Here is an 18264-nt window from a genome sequence, read left to right as displayed (position 1 = left end):
TCAAGTCTCCGTCCGAGGATCTGGCGTCGCGGGCAGGGTTGCGCATCCTCGGGCGAAGACGGCGGACCGGAGACCCACGTCACGGTCCGCCCTCGGTTCGCTCCGCTCAGCCCTGATCGATCGGCAGGGCGACGAAGCGGTTCTGCTCATCGCTGCGCAGCTGGAAAAGCGCTGCGCCTCGACCATCTTCAGCGGCGGCCGCAACGGCTGCCGTGATGTCTTCGGCACTCGCGACATCGCGATCCTGCACGCGCACGATCACGTCACCGACCTGGAAGCCACGCTCCGCAGCCGTGCCGTCTGGATCGAGTTCAGCGATGACCACGCCATTGCCATCGTCCGAGGGGGCAACGGTCATGCCGAATTCGGTCAGCTCCCCACCGCTCGAAGGCGCGGGTACTGGTTCTTCCGTCGCGGATGCCTGCTGCTCGTCCGCCGGGAACGTACCGAGCGTGACGGCAACCGTTTCCGAAGCGCCATTGCGCCAGACCGAAAGCTCGACCTCGGTGCCCGGCTCGATAGAAGCGATGCGGCGGGCAAGGTCACCCGGATTTTCAACGGCTTCACCGTTCACGGCCGTCACGACGTCACCCGATTCGATACCGGCCGCAGCTGCAGGCGCATCGGGCTGGGGCGCGGTGACGAGAGCACCGGAAGCTTCGGCCAATCCGAGGGACTCAGCGATATCTTCGCTGACTGGCTGGATTTGCACTCCGATCCAACCACGGCTGACGCTGCCGCTCTCGATCAGATCCTGCACAACGTCTTGTGCGAGAGTGGCCGGGATCGCGAAAGCGATGCCGACATTGCCGCCGGAAGGAGAGAAGATGGCGGTGTTCACGCCGATGACTTCACCGGAGAGGTTGAACGTCGGGCCGCCCGAGTTGCCGCGGTTCACGGCTGCGTCGATCTGCAGGAAGTCGTCGTAGGGTCCTGCACCGATTTCACGACCGCGAGCGGAGATAATGCCGGCAGTGACGGAGCCGCCCAGACCGAACGGGTTGCCGACTGCAACGACCCAATCGCCGACCCGCGCGCCCTGATCGTCACCGAATTCGACATAAGTGAATTCTCGGTCCGCATCGACCTTCAGAACGGCAAGGTCCGTACGGCTGTCGGTGCCGATCAGCTCGGCCGACAATTCGGTGCCATCATCGAGGATAATGCTGTAGCTCGAACCGCCTTCGACGACGTGGTTGTTGGTGACGAGATAGCCATCATCAGAGATGAAGAAGCCGGATCCCTGAGAAACGGGCATCGGACCACGGGGACGGTTCGGCCGGTCGGGTCGGCCGGGCTGGCCGAAGTTCGGGCCACCAAATTCGTCAAAGAACCGGCGCATCGGATGGTCTTCAGGCAGATTTTCCAGGCCGGGAGGTCCGAACTGGAAACCGAAGCCCTCGTTTTGCGCGACCTCTTCCGCTTCTCCCTGGACGCGGACGGAAACGACAGCCGGCGAAACGGCCTCAACCACATCCGCGAAGCTTGGCGCGGTTGTCGGAGCCTCGATCCGGACTGGATCGGCCATCGCGCTGATGGTTGCCGGCACGCCGGTGACGAGCATCACACCGGCGACGCCAGCAATGGTGGATGTGGCCAGGATGCTTTTCAGCTTTGTCTGGAAGGACTGGTTCGATTTCATGGACGTCTAACCCTCGTTCTTGCCGATTTCGTGCTGCTTTGGCAGCGTCGACATAGAGATAGGGCACGTCACATTACGGCGCTCTGTCCTCGACATGAAATTTTGGTAATGTTGGCGAAGCTTGACGCCGTCAGCTGCGGTTGGAGCGCTCTTTCAGCAGATCGGCGATCGCCTTCTCCTCGCCCTCTGTCAGTGTCGGACCGGCCTGGAGCGGATCACGATTGCGCAGGAACGTTGCGATGGCGGCGATGCCAGCGCCCATGACGAGAATGGGTGCGGCCCAGAGCGCAAGCGTCTGGATCGACAGGCGAGGACGCAGGAGCACAAACTCGCCGTAGCGGGAAACCACGTAGTCGTAGACTTGCTCATCGGTGTCACCCGACACCAGCCGTTCCCGCACAAGCACGCGAAGATCCCGCGCCAGTTCCGCATCGGAGTCATCGATGGACTGGTTCTGACAGACCATGCAGCGCAGTTCGGCGGAGATAGAGCGTGCCCGCTGCTCCAAAGCCGGATCGTCCAGAATTTCGTTGGGTTGCACCGCGAACGCGGGCGACGCCAGCCCCATGACGACGATCAGGAGGGCCATAATGCGCGCGCCCCCGATCATTCCGCCGGCTCCATCACAGGACCGCCAGCCTTGCGCTGCCGGTGCGGCTTCGGTGCGCCGACGCGCAGGCGACGATCCGACAGCGATATCAACCCGCCGAATGCCATGATGACCGAGCCGATCCAGATCAACGTGACTTGCGGTTTCCACCAGACGCGCACGACGATGGCGGTCGGCGCCTCGGCGCCCTCCGGCGTGACGAAGTCGCCAAGCGACACGTAAAGCTGGCTGAAGCCCCGGGTAAGTATCCCGGCTTCGGTCGTCGGCATCTGCCGCGCGGTGTAGACGCGCTTTGCAGAATCCATGCGCGAGATTTCCGCGCCATTCCGCAGCACCGTGAAATGGCCGACATCCTCGACGTAGTTCGGGCCCTGGTTCGGGTCCATGCTATCGAAGCGAAGCGTGTAGCCGCCGGCATCGATCGTCTCGCCCGGCGCCATTTCGGCAACCGCCTCGGTTTCGAATGCGGTGACCGCCACGATGCCGATCACCATGACGCCGAGGCCGAAATGCGCCATGGCGCCACCGAAGGCCGATCGCGGAAGGCCGGCGAGCCGACGCATCGCGATGCCGGCCGACACTTTGCCGACGCCTGCCCGCAACGCGAGATCGGTGACCGCGCCGAACATGACGAAGAAGCCGATGGCGAGAGCGAGCGCCGCGAGCACCGGCGCCCCAGTTGTGAAATAGACAACGATGAGACCGGCAAGCAGAGCGAGACCGGCTGCAACATAGAGCCTTTGAGCAGCGCCGAGCAGATCGCCGCGCTTCCAGGCCAGCAGCGGGCCGAACGGTACCGCCAAGAGCAGCGGGATCATCAACGGGCCGAATGTCAGATTGAAGAATGGCGGGCCGACGGAAATCTTTTCGCCCGTCACCGTCTCCAACAGGAGCGGATAGAGCGTGCCGATCAGCACCGTCGCAGTGGCGGTCGTGAGGAAGAGATTGTTCAGCACCAGTCCGCCTTCACGCGAGATGGGCTGGAACAATCCACCGGATTTCAGCGAGGTTGCCCGCAGCGCGAAAAGCCCGAAAGCGCCGCCGATGAAGACCACCAGAATGGCGAGAATGAAGACACCGCGGCTCGGATCGGATGCAAAGGTATGGACCGACGTGAGCACGCCCGAGCGCACCAGGAAGGTGCCGAGCAGCGACAGGGAAAAGGTGATGATCGCGAGCAGGATCGTCCAGATCTTCAGCGCCTCGCGTTTTTCCATCACGAGCGCAGAATGCAGAAGCGCAGTGCCCGCGAGCCAGGGCATGAAGGACGCGTTTTCGACCGGGTCCCAAAACCACCAGCCGCCCCAGCCAAGCTCGTAATAGGCCCAGTAGGAACCCATGGCGATGCCGCCGGTCAGGAATATCCAGGCCGTCAGCGTCCAGGGCCGCACCCAGCGCGCCCAAGCCGCATCGATCCGACCTTCGATCAACGCTGCGACGGCGAAGGAGAAGCAGATCGAAAAGCCGACATAGCCGAGATAGAGCAGCGGCGGATGGATCGCGAGCCCGATGTCCTGGAGGATCGGATTGAGATCGCGGCCCTCCATCGGAGTGGGTACGATCCGCGCGAAGGGGTTCGAGGTCTGCAACACGAAGAGCAGGAACGCCGTTGTGATCCAGCCCTGAACGGCGAGCACATTGGCGCGCAGGGACTTCGGCAGGTTTCGACCGAAGAAGGCGACCAACGCACTGAAGAAGACGAGGATAAGGATCCACAAGAGCATGGAGCCCTCGTGGTTTCCCCAGACTCCGGAGATCTTGTAGATCATCGGCTTCAGGGAATGGGAGTTTTCGTAGACGTTCTGGACCGAGAAGTCGGAAACCACATAGGCGTAGGTCAGCGCGCAGAACGACAAAAGCACGAGCAGGAAGGAGACGATGGCAGAGGTATCCCCGATCGCCATCAAGGACTGATCGCCGCGCCGTGCGCCGACGACCGGCAGAACCGACTGCACCAGCGCCGTCGCAAAGGCGATGATCAACGCATAATGTCCGAGTTCGACGATCATGCGCCTATCTCTCCCTTATCCGTGACCAATCGACGATCGATCAATTGGCCTCCCCCTCACCCTGCCAGACGCCTTGCTCGCGCAGACTGTCGGCAACTTCGCGCGGCATATAATTCTCGTCGTGCTTGGCAAGAACTGTGTCCGCGACGAAAACCGGACTTCCCGGCTGGAACGCCCCTTCAGTAATGACGCCCTGCCCTTCGCGGAAAAGATCCGGGAGGATGCCGTTGTACTCCACTTCCACCTCGCTGCCGCCATCTTCGATGGCAAACCGAACGAGCGTGCCGGAGGAGCGATTGAGCGAGTCGTTGGCGACCAGGCCGCCCAGACGGATGCGCGTGCCGGGTTCCACGGCGTTGGTCAAAAGATCGCTGGGCGAATGGAAGAAGACAATCTCGTCACGCAGCGCGACCAGAACGAGGGCTGCGGCAACCGCGACGACGCCCATGCCTCCGGCAATGACCGCCAGGCGTTTCTGCTTGCGCGTCATTGCGCACCCTCCTCTTCCAGCCGGTCAACTCCAACCTGGCGCGCGACGGCAAGCAGTGCCCGGCCATCTTCGCTCTCTTCAGGGAACACGGCAAGCCCCCGGGCAAGCGCCTCTTCGGCCTGCTGGGGCTGACCGAGCACTCCATAGGAACGAACCAATCGGATCCATCCTTCGATGTCCTGCGGGTTCTCTCGAAGGCGACGATCAAGGTTGCCGACCATCGTTTCGATCATGGCCTGGCGCTCCTCGTCGCTCATGTCACGCGCCGCAGCCAGATCGTCCTGCGATGGGCCGGGCTGAAGCGGCGGCTGAACTGACGCGACATCGCCGGAATCGGCATTTGCATCTGCTTCGGCACCCGGCAACAGGCTCAAAGGCGGCAGGCCGGAAGGACTAATGTCGGCAACCTGCCCGCCCAGCGCCGCGATTTTCTCGTTCACCACCGTCATCCAGGGAGCGTCAGGCGGCGACTGTTCTGCAAGCCGGCGGAACGCTTCAAGGGCACGATCGTCGCGCCCTTCCTGCTCCAGCGCCAGGGCCAGATAGAACGCTGCCTTCGGCTCGTCCGGCTGCAATTCACGCGCGGACTGAAAAGCCACAGCGGCCTCTTCGGTGACGACGCCGCTGGCGAGCGCGACAAGCGCTTCACCGTAGCCGCTTTGGCGGGCCGAGGTGGGGCCCAAGAGGCGGATGGCGTTCAGGTAGGCCGTGCGCGCTTCCTGCAGTTGCCCTGCCCGAAGATAGATCGGCGCTAGAACATCCCAGCCGCGCCCGTCATCCGGGTTTTCCTCAAGGTGCTGCTCTGCCTGAGCGATCATCGTCGCGATCGGAGAAGCTTCCTCAGGCGTCGTGGCACGCGATGCAAGCGGCTGATCCGGGAGACCGGGAGCGCCGGTCGCGAGATAGACGCTCATTCCCAAGAGCGGAACGCCGACGAGAACGCACAGGCGGGCAGCGGTCGTGAGGCGACCTCCGCCGCGGCGGTCTGTTGCGGCAGACTGCGCTTTTTTTGCCCGCAAAAGACGACGGCCGATCTCGGCGCGGGCGTGTGCTGCCTCGTCCGTGCCGATCAGGCCGCCTGCCCGATCACGTTCGACTTCGGCCAACTGGTCGGAATAGACCTCGACATCGTATTCCGCGTCGCTGCCGGCGCGCTTGCCGCGCGCCAGGGGCAGCAACAACGCAATCGTCACGAGGGCAGTCAGAACGGCGGCGAGTACCCAGAACATCATGTCAATCGAATATCCGACGGGCTCTCATCTTCCAAGAGCAAAGGAAAGGTTACCTTGGTCTCGGGGCGTTTGGTCGCAAGCTGGCACGGCCGTTTCAGACTGAAAAATCAGCCTGTGCCGGTGCAATCAGGTCAGCGGCGTCCAGGTGCCTTCCGCCGAGCGGCATGCCGTGCCTCTTGCGACGATCGGCTGGCCATTGCCACGCAGAGTGTGCGTGTACTGGCGGCAGTTCTGGGAACCCACCTGATAGGCCTGGGCTGCCGCAACTTCGCCGGACAGACCGGATCGTTCGTTGGTCCAGGCCACCGATTGGCCTACGGGGGCTGCCTCGAGCGCGTTGTATTCCGCTTCCAGCGCCTTGCGCAGATCTCGTTCCGAGAGCGTGTTGCCGGCAACCGGGGCGATGATCCCGCCATTCAACGCGGTCAGAAAGGCGTTCTCGGCCGTCTGCCCACGCTCACTGCTGAGCGAAGCCGGCAACATGGCGAGTGTCGAGCTGCCGGTTTGCGAAGACGCGCATCCGGCCAAAGCGCCTAGCGCAATGACAACCAGGAACTTCGTTGTGTGCTGCAGGGAGTGAAGCATCGCTAAAAGTATAATTTCCGGCGCAGGAGCCATTATCGGCACGCAAATTGGGTGCCCGATGCTTATGGCCGCATTGTGGCCGATAAGGCAACAGAACAAATGACGAATTCGCGACCTACGAGCGCAGTCGCAGCCGAGACGCCGCTTCCTTGATGGCAGGCAACGTGACTTCCGCGCGAAGTCCACCGAGCGGGCTCTGCGTCAGCCGCAGAACGCCGTGATATTCCCGCGCGATCTCGTCGACGATGGAAAGCCCCAGCCCCGTGCCGGGCTTGCTTTCGTCGAGCCGGCGACCGCGCTTGACGGCCTCCGCCATCTGGTCTGCCGTCAGTCCGGGCCCGTCATCCTCCACAACCAGCGTCAGCCAGCCATCGCTGGGTCCATCGTCGGGACGGGCCGGAGCGACAGCGCCGACCGCGAGGCTCACCTTGATCCGGCTGCGGGCGAACTTGGCGGCGTTGTCGAGCAGGTTGCCGCCGATCTCCTCGAGATCGTGCTGCTCGAGCGCGATCCATACGCCCTTGGGTTTCACGCTTAACTCGAAAGCCAGATTGGGATTCAGCCGGCGCATCACCCGTATCAGACGTTCGAAAGCTGGCTCTGCCTCGGTTCTCGCAAGAATGGATCCTGATTGCGCGACGATACGCGCCCGATCGAGATAGGTCTGTACCTGCCGCTGCATGGTTTCCGCCTGATTGCGGACAAGGTCGCCATGCTCGGAGGTCATGCTCTTCGACTCGTTGAGCAGCACAGCCAGCGGCGTCTTCAGCGAGTGCGCAAGGTTGCCCACCTGCATGCGGGCGCGTTCCACGACCCTTCGGTTGGTGTCGATCAGGGCGTTCACTTCCCCGGCCAAGGGCGCAATTTCGCGAGGGAATTCATCGTTCAGCGATGAGCTCTTGCCGGTCCGGATGCTTTCGAGTGCGCGACGCACGCTGTCCAGTGGCCGCAGCCCGATCAGGATCGCGCCGGCATTCACGAAAAGCGACGCTACGCCGAAGATGACAAGGGCAATCGTCAGTCGGTTGGTGAATTCGGCCACGTCGGCCTCGACCGCATCGCGATTGCCCGTCACGCGAAAGCGCGCGACACGCCCTTCGTCGTTCAGTTCGACTTCGGTCTCCATGACGACGACATCGTTGCCGAACGGATCGACGACGTTATAGGCGCGCTCGTAGAGGGCGTTGAAGGAGATTTCTTCCTGGCTCGGCCGGTCGAGCGACCGGCCCCCGAGAGAGATCGAGGATTTCGGCGGCGAATTCGACCCTTCGATCGGCTCCACGACCCAGTACCAGCCGGTTGCAGGCTGGGAGTAACGCAGATCACCGAATTCGGGTTCTCCGCGCAACTCGCCCTCGCCGTTGATCCAGACGGAGTTCACGACGTTGTAGAGATGCGCGCGCAGCAATTCGCGAAAGCCGCGTTCCGTGCCTTGGCGATAGAGCGTGTTGATGATGAGACCGACGGCGATGAGCGCGATCACCGCCCAAAGCGTGGAAACCGCCAACACGCGTAAGGTGAGAGAACTAACCCTTTTCGGCCGTGCCGCCGCCATTGCCGGGCTCCTGCATGCGGTAGCCGAGACCGCGCACCGTCTCGATGTAGTCTCCGCCGATCTTCTTGCGCAGGCGGCCGACAAACACTTCGATCGTGTTGGAATCGCGGTCGAAATCCTGGTCGTACATGTGCTCGACGAGCTCGGTGCGCGACACCACCTCGCCCATATGATGCATCAGGTAAGAGAGAAGCCGATATTCGTGCGAGGTGAGCTTGAGCGGCTGGCCGTCGACGCTTGCCTTTGAAGCCTTGGTGTCGAGCAGCACGGGGCCGCATCTCAGTTCCGAGGAGGCATGGCCGGCTGCCCGACGGATGAGCGCGCGGATGCGCGCCAGCACTTCTTCGAGATGATAGGGCTTCGCCACGTAGTCATCGGCACCGGCGTCGATACCGGCAACCTTGTCGCTCCAGCGATCGCGGGCCGTGAGGATCAACACAGGCATCAATCGTCCACCCGAGCGCCACCGCTCCAGGACGCTGATGCCATCCATTTCCGGCAGACCGATATCCAATACGACTGCATCGTAGGGCTCGGTATCTCCGAGAAAATGGCCTTCCTCGCCGTCATAGGCCTGATCGACGACGTAGCCGGCATCAACCAGCGCATCGCTCAGTTGGCGATTGAGATCGCGATCATCCTCGACAACCAATATCCGCATAAAGCTGGCCCGCGCCTTGAAAAGATTATGGTTCAGTGCCTGTTGAAGGCGCTTGCGTCAACCAGCGGGAACGGTCCGCGTTTCGCGACGCGGCCTGTCGTCGCTGCCATTGCCGGGGATCAGCACCGTCACGCTGCAGGTTCCGTTCGGACCTGGCGATACGGACAGCAGGGTGCCACCGGTCTCGGCCACGACGCGCTGTGCCGCGCCGCCGCAGTCGAGTTGCACCATCTGGGTGAGCGGCCGCTGGTGGTCGACCTGAACGGTCGGCATTGCAGTCGCGGCCACGGCCGAAAAAAGAAGTGACGCTAGCATTGCGGTTCCGATTGATGCTGTCCGTTTCATAGGCGCACTTTTACCGGAGGCACACTGAACGGCAAATGAATGCCAGCAATCTTCTTTGAGGGGACGCCGCCGGCCCCGCCTGCGGCGTCCCTCGTCTCTAAAACAGGCGGCTTGTGGCTGCAAACCGACCATAGACCGCGGCCGCCGCACCCAAAGCACCTATGACCTGGAGCAATGCCTCCGTCAAAATGAGCTGGTCACCCGTTTCGAGCGTCACGCAGAAAAGGCTTCCAAGAGAGGCTGCAGCGGCGATCAGGCCGCCCCAGATGCTGCGCGACATATACCAGGGCTTGATGGGATCCATACTCATTCTCCTGTCAGATTGAAGAAAGTCAAAGGGTGATCACGGCGCGCGCCGGAAGCCCGAGAGCCATGCGCGATCCGATCTGGCGAACTGTGATCTCGATGATCGAAGGCGGCGCGCCGAAGATCGCGCGTTGCTCCGCGTCCGAAAGATGAAACCGGGGCTCGAAGACGTCCACGACGTGCTGGGTCGTAGATTCGTCCTCAATCTGAAGGCGGTATCGCTCGCCGTCAGCATCAAGCGGTATGTCGCTGTCGAGCCAACTGTCGGAATCGATACGACCGCGCCGGATCCAGCAAATGTCGATGCTTCCCTCCTGATCCCGAAAGGCTTCGAGATGCACCGGCGCAAGCGGCGTCAGCGCTCGAGTTCCGCCTGCAATTGGTGTCCCCAGTTGCTGTACTTCTCCGCCGGTCGCCGAAATTCGCCAGTTGAAGGGGATGCCCACCTCGCTCGGCCGCAACCGGATCGGCGCCAACGCCTCATCCAGCACCACAATGCGCGCGTCGATGTCTGCACCCGTAAGCATCGCGTCTTCCGTGCCGCCCTGCCCCCGGAGCAGGCCGCTCAGTCGCCAGTGACCGATTTCGGTCTCCTCGGCGTGCGTGAACTGAACAACCTCCCAGGCACCGGAATTGCTGCGCACTGCCAGCGCGTTGGCGCCGTTCAACACAGCAAGCTCGGTTGCAGATTCCAGGCTGCCGAAGGCCAGCCGGCAAAACAATGTACCGGAACGGTCGAACCGGTTCGCGACACCAGGCTGCAGCGCAGTGGTCAGCACGCCCATGCGAGCTGGTCGTTCGATTTCTGCTCTCTCGCGAAAGCCTTCCTCCCCTTCGGACATGGAAAGGAGAGCGCGCTTGAACGGCCTGCTCCAGAGAGCCGCCTTGAACCACCCTGTTTCATCGAAGCCGTCGAGTACAGGGAGATCGATCAGCTCGATCATGGGCAGCCAGGGCGCCAGCCTGTCAGGAAGTGACGGTGGCCTCGTTCCACCGGTACCCGGCAATTTCGGCTGAGCCTCGGCGATGCTGCTCGCTTCGATCCGCCTTGAGCCGCCATCTTCGACGCGGGTCACTGCCCAGCGTGTCGTGCCCTGCTCTTCCAGAAGCAGCACGTCACCCGGTTCGACCTCGATCCGAGATGGCGGCAGAGCGAAAGTCGCCCGCTCACCTCCGGCCCAATGGTCGCGCAACCAGGCCTCCGCCTGCGCCCCAGCCGTTTCCTCGGTCATCACAGCAGGCAGCGAGAGCCGCTGCAGCCGCGTCTCCGACATTTCCAGCCTGCGGGACCTGCCGATGGCCGCCGAATACTCGCTGTCGGGATCGATGTGGTCGATGATGCATTGAACGGCGAGCTCGTCTGGCTGCGATCGCACAAACGCAATCGTCGCAGCCTCGTCAGGTTCGACAAGCACATCCGCTGCCAGGGGCGCCACAACGCTGGTAGACCTTGAGCGGACGCGGATGACGCCTGCACTTTCATGGGCATCCGCCTGAGCAAGTTCGAGAAGCGGTTCGATCAGAGCGCGTGCCGTCATCGGCTCGCTCTGGACATAGCCGATGAGATCGACGTTCAGATCGTCGCACCGGATGGACGAAACGCCGTGGTCGATTCCGATCGCTTCGATGATGTCTGCCATGGCCGCGGTCCCCAGCCGGCCGTTCAGCCAATGGCCCGTGCGCCAGTTCGCCCCATCGGACCAGACAGCGCTGTCAGCCGGAAAAGCGGGATAGGGGCGCGCATCCCAGGTCCATCCGAAGATGTGGGCTGGGTCGACCATGCCGACTGGCACATCACTGCTCGACCAATGGTCGAGATGAGCCTCCATGAAGCGTCTTTGAATGAGATCGGACCGCGCGCCGGTCGAGAAATATGGAATTTGCCCTTCCGACGATTTCGGATCGGGAAAAACATTCGGCTGGTTGGCTCCCTTGTCGACTGCCGGGCAGCCAAGCTCGGTGAACCAGATTGGCTTTCCGCCTGGCAGCCAGGTGGTCGGCAGCGCGCGTTCCACACCGCCCCGCCGCTCGAAATGAGGATTGCTCCACCAGCCTTCCAGATCCTTCGTCCGGAAGACCCAGGGCTTGTCGTGCGCACCATCGGCGATCGGCGTGCGACGCCTCTCGGCGCGGTCGCTGGCCGTCGCATAATACCAATCGAACCCTTCACCGCCCGCTATCTGTGACCGCATCCCCTCCCGATCGGTAGGGTTGGCGAACCCATCGGGATTGCCATCGGTGACATCACCGTCCCGCCAATCGGCAAGTGGCATGTAGTTGTCGATCCCGATCGCATCGATCGCGTCGCTCATCCAAAGCGGATCGAGATTGAAGAAAACGTCGCCGCTGCCGTCATCCGGTCGATAGCCGAAATATTCGGTCCAGTCGGCGGCGTAGGTCAGGCGAGTGGCGGGACCCATGACGGAGCGCACGTCGTCGGCGAGGCGGATGAGCGCATCGACGAACGGGAATGCGTCGTTCTCGTCCCGCAGACGCGTCAGGCCGCGCATCTCCGAGCCCAGGATGAACCCATCGACGCCGCCGGTCTGCGCTGCGAGATGCGCGTAGTGAAGGATGAACCGTCGATAACCGGAATCGCTGCCGGAATAGACGACGCCTCCTGCACCGGCCGCAAAGTCCGTCGGCAGTGCGGGTCCGCAGAAGGCATCCACCTGAGCCCGCACCGCCGCTGTGCGATCGGCGCTGCCCGGGCGGCCGGGCGCCGGGTAACTTGTGATGCGACCTCGCCACGGATAAGCCGGCTGCTCGGCTCCGCCTTCCGGATCCGGCAGGCCGTTCCCAGGTGGAACATCCAACATCACGAACGGATAAAGATAGACTTTCAACCCGCGCGCCTTCAAATCGGCAATGGCTGCACGCAAGCTCGCATCGCTCGGCGTGCCGCCATAGGCGGGCGAACCGTCCTTCCTCGAAACGAGCAAGGCCGACTGCCGACCGATACCCGCAACTAACCAGGGCTGGCTCTCGTCCAGCCGCGAAGCCACCTCTACCCTCGGATCGATACGACAGGCCCCCGCACGGAGGTCGCTGCCGAACCAGGCGCAAACCAGCGCCACGCTTTCAAGATTGGGGCAGAGCGCCTGCAACTCGTCGAGCGATGCAACCCAGTCGCTCGTTGCATGCAAGGCGTGACGATTGAGAAACTGCCCCTCGCCGTCGCCCACTCGCTCCGACACCGGTGCCGGTTGATAGCCGTGTTCCGTTGCGCCCGGGATCATGGTGATGGCCCGCAGCCCCTGCTCCAACCGACCGATCGGGCGCATCACTTCGAATGTCAGCACCGGGATCCGGTTGCCGAAACGGTCGAGCGGTAAGCGCTCGAACACCACATAGGCGAGGCCACGATAAGCCGGCGCCTCGCCGTCGCGCTGCTTGGCGTCGATCAGCGGGTCGGGAAGCTGTTCTTCCGTGCCGCTATGGACCCGCATTTCGATTGCGGTCAGGTCGAGCTCCTGTCCGTCGGCCCAGACGCGCCGCACGCCGGCAATCACGCCCTCGCACAGACCGATCGCGAAATTGCCGAAATAGCTGTAGGTCTCGACCCGCTGGCCGCCGCCCTTCGCACCTTGTCGCTCCCGCGTCACGGCCTCTTCGAAGCGCGTCGCCCAGATCAGCGTGCCTGCAATCCGCGCAGTGCCATACAGGCGGTTGATCCCCGCGCCCTCGTCGGCAGATGGAATGCGCCCGCCTTCGAGGCGCGGTCCCCGCCGCGTTTCGCCGCCGATCAGCGCACGGTCGACCGCAGCACCCGCCAAGGCGCCTGCCGCACGACCGACGATCGCGCCGAATGGACCGAACAGGCTGCCGAATGCCGCTCCGGCTGTCTGCAAAAGAATGGTTGCCATCAGTCGGTGATCCCCGGAAAGCGATAGGCTGCGGCGACACGACGCCGCCAAGAAGGCACCAGGGCCGATTGGACGACGCTCGCCTGCTCGTAGGCGTGGATGAAGTGGTCGGGGCCGCTCAAGATGCCGATATGCCTGGCCGGCTGACCGGGCCTCCAGCGCAGCGCAATAAGGTCACCCGGCTGCGCGGCTGCGAGGCCGAAACCCGCGCCGCAGTGCCGCTCAGCCGCTTCCAGGAGACGCTCGCCTTGGTTGCCATCTGCCCAGTCCGCAGCGTAGGGACCAGGCGCCTCCGGTTCGCAACCGTACACGGCGCGCCAGACGCCACGAACAAGGCCAAGGCAGTCGCAGCCGATGCCCAGGCTCGATCCCTGATGCCGATAAGGCGTGCCCAACCACCGCCTCGCTTCGTCGATGATGAGCTGGCGTGTCACGTCCGCCGCCGTCGTCATGGCACCACCGGCGAGCCATCGTGCAGACCATTTTCGCCGGCATAGCCATAGGCGAAGTCGGAACCCGGCAAATGCGGAAACCCTCTGAAATTCAGGCCGTTGGAAAACTTTTCTCGGCACGTCTTGAACGTCTTGTCACAGCCCGCCGTGAGCTTGAGCATGTCGCCTTCCTGCGGCGCGTCGGCCATCGGCGACCATAGCTCGATCTCCGTGCCGTCGTCGTGCCGGGTGTGACTGAGCACCGCGACCGACAGTCCCGCGTTCACACCGCTCTGCCAGGTGGCAAGGCCGTAGCGAAACCAGCCATCTTCGAAGCTCTCAAGCCCGATGACCCGCAGCTTTGCTCCGTTCGCAACGGCAATGACGGTCGCCACTCCAGTCAGCTCTGGCGCATCGAGGGTTACGCGACATCTGTGATCGCCGAGATTGGCATCGCAGCGGCGGCCATAGACACGCCCCCGGACGGCGTCGAGCTGTTGCGCCATGCTGCGCAGCTCGGCACGAAACGCCTGTCCAGCACGCGAAACTTCGCCCAGATCGAAAACCTGCATCAGCATATGGCCCCCCGCCGGCGCCATCCAGTTGACCGCAAAAAGCTCCACGCGCGCGCCATCGTAGCGTCCGGCTTTCAGGTCCTGCTCGGTGATCGCGTCCGAGGAAAATGCGCCTGCGACCTCGCTCGTATCGACAGCAAGCCCCAGCCCACTTTCGACCTCGGTACCAACGAAGCCGCTCACGGGCGAAAATGCCGTTCCGGCAAAGCTCAACGTCGCATCATGGTCGGTGAAGCCAAGCACGACACCATCGGCCCGTGTCAGCCTCCAGGCATTGCACATCGTCGTTGCGTCTTGGCGAAGATGCGTCGCCAGCGGCTCTGGCAGAACTCTCATGGTGCGATCTCCACCATCGGCACCGAAGGGATCTGGCCCGCCTTAAAGGCGGTCAGGCTGATCTCGAGCCGATCCATGTCGAAGCGGACTGGGACATCGAACTCGAAGCCAGCCGTAACGGCGGCTCCGGCAGCCGGCTCGAAACCGGTTAGAAAAACGACGTCGCCGGTCATCGCGTCGACCACGTACCGATCGACCGGCACCGCCTCTCCGTCGATCGCCACCAGCACAGAAGCTTGCACGGGCTTGCTGATCGACCGGGAGATGGATGCAGCAGCATCGCCGTAGTGCTTCACGAGCGAGAACCGTGCTCGTTCGCCGTCACCGACGCCGATCTGCTGGTCCGTCGCAGCAATGGCGATAGAGGGAGCGCAAGACTTGAAATCGATGGGGTCGCGGAAGCGAAAGCCGTGCAACTGTCCGCGCCGCGCCTCGAAGAACGCCAGCAGCGTGTGCAGATCGTCGAGCGTTCGGACGCTGGTCCCGGCGTCGTAACGGCGCCTCGCGTTGGCCCAGCGCGCATTGCGCTGCTCGCGACCGTTGTTCAGCTGCACGATGTCTGTCCGTCGCGCCGGGCCGCCACTCGTCGCGATTGCCAGCCGCAGCGGAAAGCGCACGTCGTGAAAGTCAGTCATGTCAGAGCCCCCTTGTCCCGCGGCCGACAGCGCGTGCCAGCATGGCGCTCAACTGCGCCTCCGACTTCAGGAAGCTTTGCGCGTCGGGCGTGGTCACGTTGAAGACGATCGGCGCGCCCGCGCCCTGGCCTGCGCCTGCGGCAACGCCCAGCCTGCCGTCGGCCCCGCGAGCGAGCGGCAGGATCGCCTCAGCGCCCGCCTCGCCGGCCAAGCCGATGTCGCCACCCATCGGAAAATAGCTCGGCGTCGAGACGACCCCGCCTTTGGCGAAGGGTACGACGCGCCCGGCGACGCTCTCGGCAAAATTGGAGACAGCGCCTGAAAGGGCATTCTGCAGCGGCCTCAGGCCGGCATCGAGCGCGATGTCGCTCATCCGCAACGCCAGCCCGCGCAACACCTGGTCGAGATCGCGGCCCTCGACCGCGGCACGGCGCATCGCACCGGACAGAGCACTTCCCAGGCGCTCGGCTCGCAATTCAAGATCCCCCAGCGCGCGCTCGAAAGGACGGCTGTCCAGTTCGACGCGATAGGCAAGGTCTTCGGTCATGGAAACTGTTCCCTGTCTGGAAAACTGCGCATCAGGTCGTCAAGCGCCGCACGGTCCGGCGCCTGCGTGGAGCGACTGGTCGCCAAAATCATCGCGAGTTCGCGGGGTGTCATGCGCCAGAACTGATCGGGCGACAGCCGCAGATGCAGGAGCGAGATGCGCATCACCCCTTCCCAGGGGAAAGGTGGCGCGCCCTCTCGTCGCTCGACTGCATCTGCGGCATTCAAGGGTTTGTGGCGGCAGCGCTCCCGCCGCCGAATGTCGCTTCCAGCAATTGAGCGACCAGTTCGGCAAAGCCGCGCGCACCACCATCGATGGTCATCTGCGCCACCTCGTCATCGGTGAAGAGATTGCCCCCACCACGCAGACCCGCTCCAACCACGCGCATGATGTCCCGCGCGGAGAGACCACCCGTGGCAAATCGGTCGACGAGCTTGGAGAGATCGTCGGCGCCGAACGCCGCTTCCAGTTCCGCCAAGGCGCCGAGCGTCAGGCACAGCACCCGCTGTTCGCCGTCGATCGGTGCGGCGATTTCGCCGCGCCTCGGGTTCGCGGTGATCTTGCGCAACGTCATGCGTCACTCCCGAATTCCAGCGCGCCTGCCGATTCCATGGCGATCTCGAAGGTGATCTCGCCGTCGTGCCGCCCGGCATATTCGAGCGCCGTGATCTGGAAAGGGCCAGACAGCGTGCCGAAAGCTGGAACGACGATCTGCCAGTCCACGATCTGGCCTGCGAAGAAGACCGTGCGCGTCAGCGCGTCGCTTTCTGCATTCTTGAAAAGCCCCGATCCCGAGACCGAGGCCCGCTGCACGCCGGCGCCCGCCAGAAGCTCGCGCCACCGGCCGGCGGATTCTGAGTCCGTCGCGTCCACGGTCTGCGCATTGAATGCGAGGCGTTTTGCCCGCAGCCCCGCGACTGTCACGAATTGCCCGCCACTCTCGATCTTCAGCAGCAGGTCCTTGCCCCTCTGCGCACCCATGGCCATCTCCAAACATGAAAAAGGCCCCCGTGTGGGAGCCACAACGTCATCCTGCCGGTCGTTTGACCGGCGCTCGCAATCTGAATCAGGCGCTTTCGGTAAACGCCCGTAAAACCATCGTTCCTCGGTGCAACCGGCTCTTCTCCACGCGCCTCACATCGGTCGAAACGACTCTGAGGCCGACCAGCCGCGCGTCGACAGGCGAAAGCGCCGCGTCATGCAGCACCAGCCGCAGCCGCTTCAGGATCGATTGCACCTCACGCCTGCCGTTCTCGCCGGAATAGACGGCGAGCGTGACGCGGTGCTCTTCGCTGCAATCCTCGTCCGTGCTCCACTCCCTAGTCTCGAAAGCGTGGAGCACGATGTATGGCAGCCGGGCACCCTGAACCTGTCGATCGAAGATGTCCGCCACCTTCAGGTTCGACATCAGCTCATCGTCGGCTCGAAGTGCTGAAACCATCGCCTGCTGCAAGTTCGGCGCGGCGCTCATGACCGTTCCTCGCACGCGCAGACGAGATAGCGCCCGGTCTCGTCGGGATCGCTCATCGTCAGGATATGGAACACCCGCTCGAACCGGGTGAACCGCATGCCGATGGCGACATCTGGCCGGTGGCGCAGCGTCACCCTGTATCTTGCCGCTTGCTGGATCTGTGATGCCTGCTCCAGGTGCGAGGCGCTGATAGGTTCAAGCTTCGCCCAGAGGCCAGTGACATGCTGCCACTCCCCGGTCGAGCCGCCTTGGCCATCGTCATCATCGGCGGGCGCTTCCAGGTTAAGCCGCATACGCAGATGCCCTGGGTCGATTACCGCGCCCGGCCTCATAGCGACCGCCGCCGCCACGGCGCGATCAGCCGGTCATAGCCATCCGGCACGAGCGCCGGCTGCTGGCCGATCGGAACGCCGGAGCGCAGTTCGTACATTGCGGCCACATGAATGAGCATTGCCCGCTTCAGCACGTCGGGCACATCGGCGCCGCTCTCACCGAAGCCGGCCCGAAATTCCACCTCGATGCCGTTGACGATCCGCGCCGGCGCCTTGATCGCCGAAACGATCAGCCGGGCCGGACGTCGCGTCCGATCAAGCCGAACGCTTGCCAGATCAACGTCCTCCGGCAGCCCCTCCGCGTCATAGACAATGACGGCATCGAGGCTTTTCACCGGATGCCGGCGCAGGAGGATCGCATGGGCCTTCGGCCAATCGTCCAGGAAAAGCCGAAAGCCCTGTTCCAGCAGAACCAGGCCGGTCACGCTTTCCAGATACTCCCGCGCCACGCGGATCAGGCTTTCGATCAGTCCGTCTTCGAGATCGGTCTCCACGCGCAGATGCGTCTTCGCCTCGGCAAGCGTCAGCGCTTCGCCGACGGCCGGGTCCGTCACGACAATCGTCATGTCCCATGTCCTTTGAAATCGACCCCGTCCCGGTCGCTCCGGAACGGGGCATGCCGTCGTTGCGGCGTCG

The 18264-nt window shown here is 63.6% G+C and carries 21 protein-coding genes; all 21 read right to left on the bottom strand.

Annotated features, from left to right (window positions below):
* Positions 1-106 precede the first annotated feature (106 nt).
* Positions 107-1642 carry a Do family serine endopeptidase gene (locus QQL76_RS11725; protein WP_499207785.1) on the bottom strand — a complete coding sequence of 512 codons (1536 nt, stop codon included), beginning with the start codon at positions 1640-1642 and terminating at the stop codon, positions 107-109.
* 130 nt (positions 1643-1772) lie between these two features.
* Positions 1773-2252 carry a cytochrome c-type biogenesis protein gene (locus tag QQL76_RS11720; protein ID WP_499207784.1) on the bottom strand — a complete coding sequence of 160 codons (480 nt, stop codon included), beginning with the start codon at positions 2250-2252 and terminating at the stop codon, positions 1773-1775.
* On the bottom strand, positions 2249-4261 hold the full coding sequence (locus QQL76_RS11715) for a heme lyase CcmF/NrfE family subunit (protein ID WP_499207783.1): 2013 nt from the start codon (positions 4259-4261) through the stop codon (positions 2249-2251). The genes QQL76_RS11720 and QQL76_RS11715 overlap by 4 nt, the downstream gene beginning before the upstream one ends.
* 40 nt (positions 4262-4301) lie before the next feature.
* Entirely contained in the window at positions 4302-4751 is a 450-nt protein-coding gene (ccmE, locus tag QQL76_RS11710) for a cytochrome c maturation protein CcmE (protein ID WP_126010992.1), read from the bottom strand.
* Positions 4748-5983 carry a tetratricopeptide repeat protein gene (gene ccmI, locus QQL76_RS11705; RefSeq protein WP_499207782.1) on the bottom strand — a complete coding sequence of 412 codons (1236 nt, stop codon included), beginning with the start codon at positions 5981-5983 and terminating at the stop codon, positions 4748-4750. The genes ccmE and ccmI overlap by 4 nt, the downstream gene beginning before the upstream one ends.
* 126 nt (positions 5984-6109) lie before the next feature.
* A complete protein-coding gene (locus tag QQL76_RS11700; protein ID WP_499207781.1) occupies positions 6110-6466 on the bottom strand; it encodes an RT0821/Lpp0805 family surface protein in 357 nt (118 codons plus the stop codon).
* 217 nt (positions 6467-6683) lie between these two features.
* Positions 6684-8123, bottom strand: a complete 1440-nt coding sequence (locus tag QQL76_RS11695; protein WP_499207780.1) for a sensor histidine kinase — start codon at positions 8121-8123, stop codon at positions 6684-6686.
* Complete coding sequence (locus tag QQL76_RS11690; RefSeq protein WP_404862398.1) at positions 8095-8784, bottom strand: response regulator transcription factor; 690 nt, start codon at positions 8782-8784, stop codon at positions 8095-8097. Before QQL76_RS11690 ends, QQL76_RS11695 begins: the two co-directional genes overlap by 29 nt.
* Before the next feature lie 57 nt (positions 8785-8841).
* A complete protein-coding gene (locus tag QQL76_RS11685) occupies positions 8842-9057 on the bottom strand; it encodes a hypothetical protein (protein ID WP_499207779.1) in 216 nt (71 codons plus the stop codon).
* A gap of 169 nt (positions 9058-9226) precedes the next feature.
* Positions 9227-9433: a hypothetical protein gene (locus QQL76_RS11680; RefSeq protein ID WP_499207778.1), complete on the bottom strand. Its 207-nt coding sequence runs from the start codon at positions 9431-9433 to the stop codon at positions 9227-9229.
* Between the two features lie 28 nt (positions 9434-9461).
* Positions 9462-13301, bottom strand: coding sequence for a glycoside hydrolase/phage tail family protein (locus QQL76_RS11675; RefSeq protein WP_499207777.1), 3840 nt, complete (start codon positions 13299-13301; stop codon positions 9462-9464).
* Positions 13301-13753, bottom strand: a complete 453-nt coding sequence (locus QQL76_RS11670) for a C40 family peptidase (RefSeq protein ID WP_499207776.1) — start codon at positions 13751-13753, stop codon at positions 13301-13303. The genes QQL76_RS11675 and QQL76_RS11670 overlap by 1 nt, the downstream gene beginning before the upstream one ends.
* Complete coding sequence (locus QQL76_RS11665; RefSeq protein WP_499207775.1) at positions 13750-14643, bottom strand: phage/gene transfer agent baseplate hub protein; 894 nt, start codon at positions 14641-14643, stop codon at positions 13750-13752. Before QQL76_RS11665 ends, QQL76_RS11670 begins: the two co-directional genes overlap by 4 nt.
* Positions 14640-15278 carry a DUF2460 domain-containing protein gene (locus QQL76_RS11660; protein WP_499207774.1) on the bottom strand — a complete coding sequence of 213 codons (639 nt, stop codon included), beginning with the start codon at positions 15276-15278 and terminating at the stop codon, positions 14640-14642. The genes QQL76_RS11665 and QQL76_RS11660 overlap by 4 nt, the downstream gene beginning before the upstream one ends.
* Position 15279: 1 nt before the next feature.
* Complete coding sequence (locus QQL76_RS11655; protein WP_499207773.1) at positions 15280-15825, bottom strand: phage tail tape measure protein; 546 nt, start codon at positions 15823-15825, stop codon at positions 15280-15282.
* A complete protein-coding gene (locus tag QQL76_RS11650; protein ID WP_499207772.1) occupies positions 15822-15989 on the bottom strand; it encodes a rcc01693 family protein in 168 nt (55 codons plus the stop codon). The genes QQL76_RS11655 and QQL76_RS11650 overlap by 4 nt, the downstream gene beginning before the upstream one ends.
* 59 nt (positions 15990-16048) lie before the next feature.
* A complete protein-coding gene (locus QQL76_RS11645; protein ID WP_499207771.1) occupies positions 16049-16399 on the bottom strand; it encodes a gene transfer agent family protein in 351 nt (116 codons plus the stop codon).
* Complete coding sequence (locus QQL76_RS11640) at positions 16396-16806, bottom strand: phage tail protein (protein ID WP_499207770.1); 411 nt, start codon at positions 16804-16806, stop codon at positions 16396-16398. The genes QQL76_RS11645 and QQL76_RS11640 overlap by 4 nt, the downstream gene beginning before the upstream one ends.
* An 85-nt stretch (positions 16807-16891) precedes the next feature.
* Positions 16892-17296: a DUF3168 domain-containing protein gene (locus QQL76_RS11635; RefSeq protein WP_499207769.1), complete on the bottom strand. Its 405-nt coding sequence runs from the start codon at positions 17294-17296 to the stop codon at positions 16892-16894.
* A complete protein-coding gene (locus QQL76_RS11630; RefSeq protein ID WP_499207768.1) occupies positions 17293-17628 on the bottom strand; it encodes a head-tail adaptor protein in 336 nt (111 codons plus the stop codon). The genes QQL76_RS11635 and QQL76_RS11630 overlap by 4 nt, the downstream gene beginning before the upstream one ends.
* On the bottom strand, positions 17625-18194 hold the full coding sequence (locus tag QQL76_RS11625; RefSeq protein WP_499207767.1) for a head-tail connector protein: 570 nt from the start codon (positions 18192-18194) through the stop codon (positions 17625-17627). Before QQL76_RS11625 ends, QQL76_RS11630 begins: the two co-directional genes overlap by 4 nt.
* Positions 18195-18264 lie beyond the last annotated feature (70 nt).

It is taken from the genome of Rhizobium albus (genome assembly GCA_030160035.1).
GTDB lineage: Bacteria > Pseudomonadota > Alphaproteobacteria > Rhizobiales > Rhizobiaceae > Georhizobium > Georhizobium albus.
Note: the sequence above shows the minus strand (reverse complement) of the source record. Positions and strands in the feature narration are given on the sequence as shown.

Bases quoted from the DNA above. Each gene is read 5' to 3' on its own strand.
- QQL76_RS11725 (WP_499207785.1), bottom strand. From the start codon at position 1,642: ATGAAATCGAACCAGTCCTTCCAGACAAAGCTGAAAAGCATCCTGGCC.
- QQL76_RS11720 (WP_499207784.1), bottom strand. From the start codon at position 2,252: ATGATCGGGGGCGCGCGCATTATGGCCCTCCTGATCGTCGTCATGGGG.
- QQL76_RS11715 (WP_499207783.1), bottom strand. From the start codon at position 4,261: ATGATCGTCGAACTCGGACATTATGCGTTGATCATCGCCTTTGCGACG.
- ccmE (WP_126010992.1), bottom strand. From the start codon at position 4,751: ATGACGCGCAAGCAGAAACGCCTGGCGGTCATTGCCGGAGGCATGGGC.
- ccmI (WP_499207782.1), bottom strand. From the start codon at position 5,983: ATGATGTTCTGGGTACTCGCCGCCGTTCTGACTGCCCTCGTGACGATT.
- QQL76_RS11700 (WP_499207781.1), bottom strand. From the start codon at position 6,466: ATGTTGCCGGCTTCGCTCAGCAGTGAGCGTGGGCAGACGGCCGAGAAC.
- QQL76_RS11695 (WP_499207780.1), bottom strand. From the start codon at position 8,123: ATGGCGGCGGCACGGCCGAAAAGGGTTAGTTCTCTCACCTTACGCGTG.
- QQL76_RS11690 (WP_404862398.1), bottom strand. From the start codon at position 8,784: ATGCGGATATTGGTTGTCGAGGATGATCGCGATCTCAATCGCCAACTG.
- QQL76_RS11685 (WP_499207779.1), bottom strand. From the start codon at position 9,057: ATGCCGACCGTTCAGGTCGACCACCAGCGGCCGCTCACCCAGATGGTG.
- QQL76_RS11680 (WP_499207778.1), bottom strand. From the start codon at position 9,433: ATGGATCCCATCAAGCCCTGGTATATGTCGCGCAGCATCTGGGGCGGC.
- QQL76_RS11675 (WP_499207777.1), bottom strand. From the start codon at position 13,301: ATGGCAACCATTCTTTTGCAGACAGCCGGAGCGGCATTCGGCAGCCTG.
- QQL76_RS11670 (WP_499207776.1), bottom strand. From the start codon at position 13,753: ATGACGACGGCGGCGGACGTGACACGCCAGCTCATCATCGACGAAGCG.
- QQL76_RS11665 (WP_499207775.1), bottom strand. From the start codon at position 14,643: ATGAGAGTTCTGCCAGAGCCGCTGGCGACGCATCTTCGCCAAGACGCA.
- QQL76_RS11660 (WP_499207774.1), bottom strand. From the start codon at position 15,278: ATGACTGACTTTCACGACGTGCGCTTTCCGCTGCGGCTGGCAATCGCG.
- QQL76_RS11655 (WP_499207773.1), bottom strand. From the start codon at position 15,825: ATGACCGAAGACCTTGCCTATCGCGTCGAACTGGACAGCCGTCCTTTC.
- QQL76_RS11650 (WP_499207772.1), bottom strand. From the start codon at position 15,989: ATGCGCATCTCGCTCCTGCATCTGCGGCTGTCGCCCGATCAGTTCTGG.
- QQL76_RS11645 (WP_499207771.1), bottom strand. From the start codon at position 16,399: ATGACGTTGCGCAAGATCACCGCGAACCCGAGGCGCGGCGAAATCGCC.
- QQL76_RS11640 (WP_499207770.1), bottom strand. From the start codon at position 16,806: ATGGGTGCGCAGAGGGGCAAGGACCTGCTGCTGAAGATCGAGAGTGGC.
- QQL76_RS11635 (WP_499207769.1), bottom strand. From the start codon at position 17,296: ATGAGCGCCGCGCCGAACTTGCAGCAGGCGATGGTTTCAGCACTTCGA.
- QQL76_RS11630 (WP_499207768.1), bottom strand. From the start codon at position 17,628: ATGAGGCCGGGCGCGGTAATCGACCCAGGGCATCTGCGTATGCGGCTT.
- QQL76_RS11625 (WP_499207767.1), bottom strand. From the start codon at position 18,194: ATGACGATTGTCGTGACGGACCCGGCCGTCGGCGAAGCGCTGACGCTT.